Here is a 7,650-nt window from a genome sequence, read left to right on the forward strand (position 1 = left end):
GCGAGCGCCGGGTCCGGCCCGCTCGACACCCCGTCGAGAACCTCCCCGGCGCCCCACTACCCCGCGTAGGATCGCGTCACGGACGCCGCCGGGCCCTCCGGGGCCGGCGCTCCCCCACCCCAGCGGAAGAGGTCGCATGAGCACGAGCCCCCAGACGTCCACCGGCACGTCCGTCGTCGGCGACACCGTCGCGGACCTGGCGTTCCGCGCCGCGGACGCGTTCGGTGGCCACGCCTTCGCCAAGCACCAGACCGCCCCCGAGCAGTGGGCGGAGCGCACCTACCGGCAGCTCGCCGACGACGTCACCGACTTCGGCCTCGGGCTGCTCGGTCTCGACATCCGCCCGGGCGACCGCGTGTCGGTGCTCGGCTCCACGCGCCCGCTGTGGACGATCGCCCACCTCGGCATCGTCGCCACCGGCGCCGTCCACGTCTCGGTCTACCCGACGAACTCCCCCGAGGAGTGCGCGTGGGTCGTCGGCGACTCCGGCTCCACGGGCATCGTCTGCGAGGACGCCGCGCAGGTCGCGAAGATCGACGCGGTCCGCGACCAGCTGCCCGACCTGCGCTGGATCGTCGTGCTGGAGGGCGAGGCCGAGGGCGCGACGTCGCTGGAGGAGCTGCGCGCGCTCGGCGCCGGCCGCGACGCGCAGGAGCTCCGCGACCGGGCCGCCGCCGTGCGCCCGGAGGACCCCTACGTCTTCATGTACACGTCGGGGACGACCGGCCCGCCGAAGGGCTGCGTGCTCTCCCACGGCAACTACCGCTTCATCATCGCGGCGTCGAGCGCGCTGACGCCGCTGAACGGCGACGAGGCCGTCCTCTACCTGTTCCTGCCGCTCGCCCACGCGTTCGCGCTGCTGTTCCAGCTCTGCGCCCTCGACGGCGGGGCCACCATCGTCTACTGGGGCGGCGACCCCGCGCGGATCGTCCCCGAGCTGATCCAGACCGCGCCGACCGTCCTGCCGTCGGTGCCGCGGATCTTCGAGAAGATCTACACGCTCGCCGTCGGCTCCAAGCCCGCCGAGGAGCAGGAGCGGATGCTCGGCGCCGCCCGCCTGGGCGTCCGGGTCCGCGAGCTCCGGCAGCGCGGCGAGCCGGTCCCACCCGAGCTCCAGGGCCCGTTCGACCAGGCCGAGGAGGCGCTCTACAAGAACGTCCGGTCGCTGTTCGGCGGCCGCCTCACGCGCGCCGTCACGGGCGCGGCCCCGATCGCGAAGGAGATCCTCGAGTTCTTCTACGGCTGCGGCGTCCCGGTGATGGAGGGCTACGGGATGACCGAGACCGCGACCGGCGCGTCGGTCAACACCCCGGAGGACCACCGCTTCGGCTCCGTCGGCCGGCCGTTGCCGGGCGTCGAGGCCCGGATCGCGGACGACGGCGAGCTGCTGATCCGCGGCGGCAACGTCTTCCAGGGCTACCACGGGATGGAGGACGCGTCGTTCGGCGCGATCGAGGGCGGCTGGTTGCACACCGGCGACCTCGGCTCGATCGACGGGGACGGCTACGTCTTCATCGTCGGCCGCAAGAAGGACATCATCATCACCGCGGGCGGCAAGAACCTGACGCCCGCGAACCTCGAGAACGACCTCAAGCGCTCGCCGTGGATCAGCCAGGCGGTGATGCACGGCGACCGCCGTCCGTACCCCGTCGTGCTCGTCACGCTCGACGCCGAGACGCTCGTGCCGTGGGCGGCCTCGCGCGGGCTGCCGGACGACCTGGCGGAGCTCTCGCGCCACCCCGAGGTCGTCGCGATGATCCAGGCCGACGTCGACGCCGCCAACGCCCGCCTCGCGCCGGTCGAGCAGGTCAAGAAGGTGCTCATCCTCGACCGCGACCTGACCCAGGAGACCGGCGAGCTGACGCCGACCCTGAAGGTCAAGCGCGCCGTGGTCAACGAGCGCTTCGCCGACCAGCTCGACGCGCTCTACGCGTCGTGAACCCCGGCCGGGCGACTTCCGTCCCCGGGTAGGATCCGTCCCGTGCGCACCGATCCCACCGACAACGGCGGCCTCTTCCTCGGCCGCCGTCCCGGGACCGCGCCCGTCCGCTACGGCCGGCTGCCCGAGCGCGGGTCCGCGCGGCGGGTCGCGTTCGACGCCGTCGTCTCGGCCGTGCTGCTCGGCCTGATGGTCCTGCTCACCGCCGCCGTGTGGGGCCCCCTGCCGGTCGCCGCGATGTGGATCGCCTCGCAGGTCGCGTCCGAGAACGTCGGGCTCTGGATCGCCCTGGCGTTCGCGCTCGTCCTCGTCTTCGTCTTCGGGTCGCTCTCGCTGCTCCGGCGCCTGGACGGCGTCTGGATCCTCGTCCGCCGCGCCGCCGGCGTCGACCAGCGCCAGGGCGTCCTCGGCCGCCTCTTCCTGCTGACGACGATCGTCGTCGTGCCCGCCTTCACCGTCTGGCTCCTGTTCATCGGTGGTCTCCAGCCGACCACCGGCGGGCTCTGACCGTGGGGCTGTTCCGCTACTACCGCCAGTTCGAGGGCCTCAGCGAGGAGGAGGTCAACCACGGGCTGCGCGAGCGCGCGCAGGAGGAGCGCGGCAAGGCGCTCGCACGCGTCGAGCCGCTCGACCTCTCCCGCACGACCTGGCACGAGCTGCCCCCGCCGGAAGTCGTCTCCGCGATCACGTTCCACGCCCGCAAGGGCCTCAACCGCTACGTGGAGGGTCGCGACGCCGAGCTGCAGGCGGCGCTCGCCGAGCGCCATGGCGTCGCGGACGACCGCGTCGCGATCGGGGACGGGGCCTCGGGCCTCCTGGACCGCGCGGCCCGCGCGCTGCTGACGCCGGGCGACGAGCTCGTCCTGCCCTGGCCCGGCTACCCGCTCTACCCGCTGCTCGCGCGGGACACCGGCGCGACGCCGGTGCGCGTGGCGTCCCTGGACCCGGAGGCGCTGCTGGCCGTCGTGACGCCGCGGACACGGATGATCGTCCTCGGTGACGCTGGCCGCCGGCCTCGGTGTGAACGCGCTGGTCGCGTACGAGATCGCGCCGGAGATGACCTGGGCCGACGCGATGGGCCTGGTCGTGATCGAGGGTGTGCTGATCGCGATCCTGGTGCTGACCGGGCTGCGTACCCAGGTGTTCAAGGCGGTCCCGACCCAGCTCAAGACCGCGATCGGCGTGGGCATCGGCCTCTTCCTGATGATCATCGGGCTGGTCGACGCCGGGTTCGTGCACCGCATCCCGGACGCCGCGAACACCACCGTGCCGGTCGAGCTCGGCCTCGGCGGCAAGCTGCTGACCTGGCCGACGTTCGTCTTCTCCATCGGCCTGCTCTTCACGCTGGTGCTCTTCGTCCGCAAGGTGAAGGGCGCGATCCTGATCGGCATCCTCGGCACCACAGTGCTGGCCATCATCGTGGAGGCGATCGCCAAGGTCGGCTCCTCGGTCGACAACCCGCACGGCTGGTCGCTGAACGTGCCCGCCCTGCCGGAGAAGATCGTCGACAAGCCGGATCTCTCGCTGCTCGGCCAGTTCAACGTGCTGGACTCGTGGTCGACGGCCGGCTGGCTGGTCGTCCTGATGTTCGTCTTCACGCTGCTGGTGACGGACTTCTTCGACACCATGGGCACCATGGTCGCGGTCGGCCAGGAGGGCGACCTGCTCGACGCCGAGGGCATGCCGCCGCGGACCCGGGAGATCCTGCTGGTCGACTCGATCGCCGCGGCGGCCGGCGGTGCGGCCAGTGTGTCCAGCAACACGTCGTACGTGGAGAGTGCCTCGGGTGTCGGCGAGGGCGCCCGGACCGGCGTGGCCAACCTCGTCACCGGTGTGCTGTTCCTGCTGGCGATGTTCCTGTCGCCGCTGGTCAAGGTGGTGCCGTTCGAGGCGGCGTCGACCGCTCTGGTGGTGGTCGGCTTCCTGATGATGACCGCGGTGAAGCAGATCGACTGGACCGACTACTCGATCGCGGTGCCGGCCTTCCTGGCGATCACGCTGATGCCGTTCACGTACTCGATCTCCAACGGCATCGGGGCCGGGATCATCTCGTACGTGGTGCTGAAGGCCGCGACCGGCAAGGCACGGGAGATCCACCCGATCCTGTACGGCGTCGCTGTCCTGTTCGTCCTCTACTTCGCCCGGGGTCCGCTCGAGGCCGGGATTCTCTGATTCGGCGCCTGATGACCACCGTCGCCGGGGTGCGCTAACGTGCCGGTGACGGTGGTCTCAGGGTATTTAGATGGTCGTTAGCCATGCTCATTAGTTAGGCTAAGGATCGTGATGGAGCGGGTGATGACGACGGAGCGTATGACAGCGGAACCGCTGGCCAAGACGCTGCGGGACGCGATCACCCGACTCGGCCGCCGAGTCCGCCAGGCCCGTCCGGTCGGCGATCTCACCTTCAGTCAGCTCTCCGCCCTGACCAGCCTCCAGTTGGCCGGCGCGCTGACCCCCCGTGAGCTCGCCGACGTGGAGCGGGTCCAGCCGCCGACGATGACCAAGATCGTCGGCAAGCTGGAGGAGCGTGGGCTGGTGGCGCGGACACCGCATCCCACCGACGGGCGCCAGGTCATCCTGGCCGCCACCGACCAGGGGCGCACGGTGTACGCACAGCACGAGCGGGCACGTAACGAATGGCTGGCCAAGGAATTGGAGCAGCTGACCCCCGAGGAACGGGCCACCCTGGCGCAGGCTGCGGAGATCCTGCAGCGCATCGCCAAGGGCTGAAAAGCCCGACCCCAAGGTCGTTCCGCTTCGTCACATGACGATGACGCGTACGACCGAACAAGGGGGCGCAGCCACGTGCGGGCAGGCCTGAACTCCACCTTCCGATCCCTGCAGGTCCCTAACTACCGCCTCTTCGCCGGCGGGCAACTGGTGAAGCTGATCGGTGTGTGGATGATGTTCACGGCCCAGGACTGGCTGGTGCTGGAACTCTCCGACAACTCCCCGGGCGCTCTCGGAACGGTGACCGCGCTCCAGTTCGTACCGGTGATGCTGTTGACCCTCTGGAGCGGTCGCCTGGCCGACCGGTACGACAAGCGCAAGTTGCTGATCGCGGCGAATGCCGCCTTCGCGGTGTTCGCGGTCGCCTTCGCGGTGCTGGTCGCCAGCGGGGTGGTGCAGCTCTGGCACGTGTTCGTCTTCGCGCTGCTGCTCGGCATCGCGAACGCGGTGGAGACCCCGGTCCGGCAGGCGTTCGTCTCCGAGCTGGTCGAGCTGCGGCTGCTGCCGAACGCGCTGGCGCTCTCCGCGGCCACCTTCAACACCGCCCGGATCAGCGGCCCGGCGCTGGCCGGCGTGCTGCTCGCGGTGCTCTCCACGCCCGGCGTGTTCCTGATCTCGACGGCGCTGGCCATCGCCCCGGTCTTCACCTACGTGCGGATGCGCCCGGCAGACCTGATCCGCACCGAACGCAAGAAGGGCGCCAGCGCCCGGGTGATCGACGGCCTGCGGTACGTCGGTAAGCGGCACGACCTGCTGCTGCCGATCTGCCTGATGGCCGCGATCGGCATGATCGGCTTCAACTTCCCGGTCACCCTGGCCGCCCTCGCGAAGATCAATTTCAACGCCGGCCCGTCGTCGTTCGGCCTGCTCACCACCGCTCTCGCGATCGGCTCACTCGGCGGCGCGCTGGCCGGCACCCGGCGGCGCAGCCGGCCCGGCGCCTACAAGGTGATCGGCGCCGCGCTGATCTTCGGAGGGTGCGAGTTCGCGGTCGGGTTCGCGCCGAACTTCGTGGTGGCAGCGCTGCTGCTGGTGCCGACCGGCTTCTTCTCGATCTACCTGGCCCAGGGTGCCAACCACCGGGTGCAGATGGGCGTCGACCCGGAGTACCGGGGCCGGGTGATGGCCCTCTACGTGCTGGTCTTCCTGGGCACCACCCCGATCGGCGCGTCGCTGGCCGGCTGGTGGGGCGAGCACTACGGCGTGCCGTCGAGCATCTGGGCGGCCGGTCTGGTGAGTTTCGCGGCCGCGGTGGGCGCGCTGATCTGGCAGCTGCGCGCCAGCAGCGAGCGGATCGAGGTACGGGTCCGGCCGCGGCTGAGCGTCCGGCTGGTGCCCGCTCCGGCGGAATCCGCGGCCGAGATCGACCCGGGCGAGGCCCCGCGACTGGCCGTCCGGTCCGAGCCGTCGTTGCCGGGGGTCCGCGGACACGCCGAGCCGCTGAACCGACCCGAGCCGGTGGCCCGGGTCTGACCCGGATTTCAAGATCTTGGCGAGTTCGAACCCGAACTCGTCAAGATCCGCCAATGCTCGACGGAACCTGGCAGAGCACCTCCACCAAACGGGTATTCCAGCCTGACCGGACAACGCCTAGCGTCGAATCCGTGGCAATCGCGCACATTGCTGTGCTCTCGGCGGCGCTGTCGGCGCTGCTGTTACTGCCGTGCGCCGCGGCCGCCCTCCTCGGCCCCGACGCGCGCCACGTGCGGCGCCTGTTCACCCGGCACGGCCGGCAGGAGTTGCGGGCGCTGCGCAAGCTCGACCGGACGCTGCGGGTGCTGGACCCCGGTCCCCGGCTGGCCGCGCTCGACGATCCGGCGATCGAGCAGATCGCCTACGACCTGCGGCGGCTCGACCACCAGCGGCGCAGCGGCCCGACGCGCTACTCCGCGGTGTGGCTGGCGGCCGTGCTCAGGGCCTACGACGCCCGGCTCGAGCTGGCCTGCCGGCGCCTCGGGGTGACCGAGCACCTGCAGCCGTTGCAGGGCGTCGACCGGGAGATCGAGCGGGTCCGGGTCGAGGGCCAGTTGGAAGCGGCCGGCCTGACCCTGCGACGGCCGAGCTCCGGCAACGACCTCGGCTGAGCCTCCCGATCAACAGGGCTGCGATGTCACCGGCCATCCCTGCAGCCGGTGGTACTCACCGGCCGCGCTCCGGACCAGGGCGAGCTCGGTGACCGGCCAGGACGGTCCGGCATAGTCCGTCAGCGCCTGCTGGATGCCGGGGTCGAAGCGGTAGGACACGGTCAGGTGCGGGCGAAACGGTCGCCCGTCGATCGGGAAGCCGGCCGAGGCCAGTGCCGACCCGATCCGCGCCCGGAACGCGGCGAGCACCTCAAGGTCGCCGGCCAGGCCGGCCCAGAGCACCGAACCGAAGCGGCCGCCGCCGGCCAGTCGCAGGGTGATCGGGCCTGGCGGCGGCACCGTGGACAGGGCGTGGGCGACGTCAGCCGTACGCTCGTCCGGCACCTCGCCCAGGAAGGCCAGCGTGACGTGCCATTTCTCCGGGCGGGTGGGCCGGCTGCCGGCCGGCAGCCGGCGTTGCAGATCGAACCGGGCGTCCTCGGTGGGAAAGACCGCGACGAACAGGCTCAGGAGGACTCCCGGGCCGCCGGGCCGCCTCCGAACAGCACATCGTCCCAGCTGGGCAACCGCTTGCGCGGCTTGTTGCCGCTCTCCTCGGACTCCGCGTTGGCCGAGGCGGGCTGGCCCACCGTGCGGCGCGGCCGCAGAACCGCCAGCGACGGCACAGCCGGCACCTCTTTCGGCAGGTCGGCGTCGTCGTCGAAGGCGGAGCCGGAACCCCCGCCGAGCAGCGCCGCGGCACCACCGGCGACCGGCCGGCGCTCGATCGGGCGACCGGAGCTGCCCTCGATCGGCCGGTCCAGCGAGGCCAGCAGGGCGTCGCGCCCGGCCCGGATCGGGTCGCGGGTCGGCCGCGGGGCAGTCGTGTCGGCGCTCGGCAGGCCGTGCCCACCGCGG

The 7,650-nt window shown here is 71.6% G+C and carries 6 protein-coding genes and 3 pseudogenes; 7 read left to right on the plus strand and 2 right to left on the minus strand.

Annotated elements, in window-relative coordinates; all coding sequences use genetic code 11:
• Positions 1-136: 136 nt before the first annotated feature.
• From AB0L40_RS07680 to AB0L40_RS07710, 7 genes and pseudogenes are all read left to right on the plus strand, one after another.
• Positions 137-1,939 carry an AMP-dependent synthetase/ligase gene (locus tag AB0L40_RS07680; protein WP_364351637.1) on the plus strand — a complete coding sequence of 601 codons (1,803 nt, stop codon included), beginning with the start codon at positions 137-139 and terminating at the stop codon, positions 1,937-1,939.
• 42 nt (positions 1,940-1,981) lie between these two features.
• A complete protein-coding gene (locus AB0L40_RS07685; RefSeq protein WP_364351640.1) occupies positions 1,982-2,446 on the plus strand; it encodes a hypothetical protein in 465 nt (154 codons plus the stop codon).
• 2 nt (positions 2,447-2,448) lie between these two features.
• Positions 2,449-2,922: pseudogene (locus AB0L40_RS07690) on the plus strand (aminotransferase class I/II-fold pyridoxal phosphate-dependent enzyme); the annotation flags it as partial.
• 19 nt (positions 2,923-2,941) lie between these two features.
• A pseudogene (locus AB0L40_RS07695) lies at positions 2,942-4,111 on the plus strand (NCS2 family permease); the annotation flags it as partial.
• 111 nt (positions 4,112-4,222) lie between these two features.
• Entirely contained in the window at positions 4,223-4,669 is a 447-nt protein-coding gene (locus AB0L40_RS07700; RefSeq protein WP_364351643.1) for a MarR family transcriptional regulator, read from the plus strand.
• A 75-nt stretch (positions 4,670-4,744) separates the two neighbouring features.
• Complete coding sequence (locus AB0L40_RS07705; RefSeq protein WP_364351646.1) at positions 4,745-6,142, plus strand: MFS transporter; 1,398 nt, start codon at positions 4,745-4,747, stop codon at positions 6,140-6,142.
• A gap of 131 nt (positions 6,143-6,273) precedes the next feature.
• Positions 6,274-6,753: a hypothetical protein gene (locus AB0L40_RS07710; protein WP_364351649.1), complete on the plus strand. Its 480-nt coding sequence runs from the start codon at positions 6,274-6,276 to the stop codon at positions 6,751-6,753.
• Between the two features lie 9 nt (positions 6,754-6,762).
• Here the strand turns inward: AB0L40_RS07710 and thpR are convergent, their stop codons facing one another.
• Both thpR and AB0L40_RS07720 read right to left on the minus strand, forming a co-directional pair.
• A complete protein-coding gene (thpR, locus tag AB0L40_RS07715) occupies positions 6,763-7,311 on the minus strand; it encodes an RNA 2',3'-cyclic phosphodiesterase (RefSeq protein WP_364351652.1) in 549 nt (182 codons plus the stop codon).
• Positions 7,260-7,650 (minus strand): annotated as a pseudogene (locus AB0L40_RS07720) (DUF3071 domain-containing protein); the annotation flags it as partial. The gene thpR and the pseudogene AB0L40_RS07720, both read right to left, overlap by 52 nt.

The sequence above is a fragment of the Patulibacter sp. NPDC049589 genome, from assembly GCF_040675535.1.
GTDB lineage: Bacteria > Actinomycetota > Thermoleophilia > Solirubrobacterales > Solirubrobacteraceae > Patulibacter.

Bases quoted from the DNA above. Each gene is read 5' to 3' on its own strand.
- AB0L40_RS07700 (WP_364351643.1), top strand. From the start codon at position 4,223: ATGGAGCGGGTGATGACGACGGAGCGTATGACAGCGGAACCGCTGGCC.
- AB0L40_RS07680 (WP_364351637.1), top strand. From the start codon at position 137: ATGAGCACGAGCCCCCAGACGTCCACCGGCACGTCCGTCGTCGGCGAC.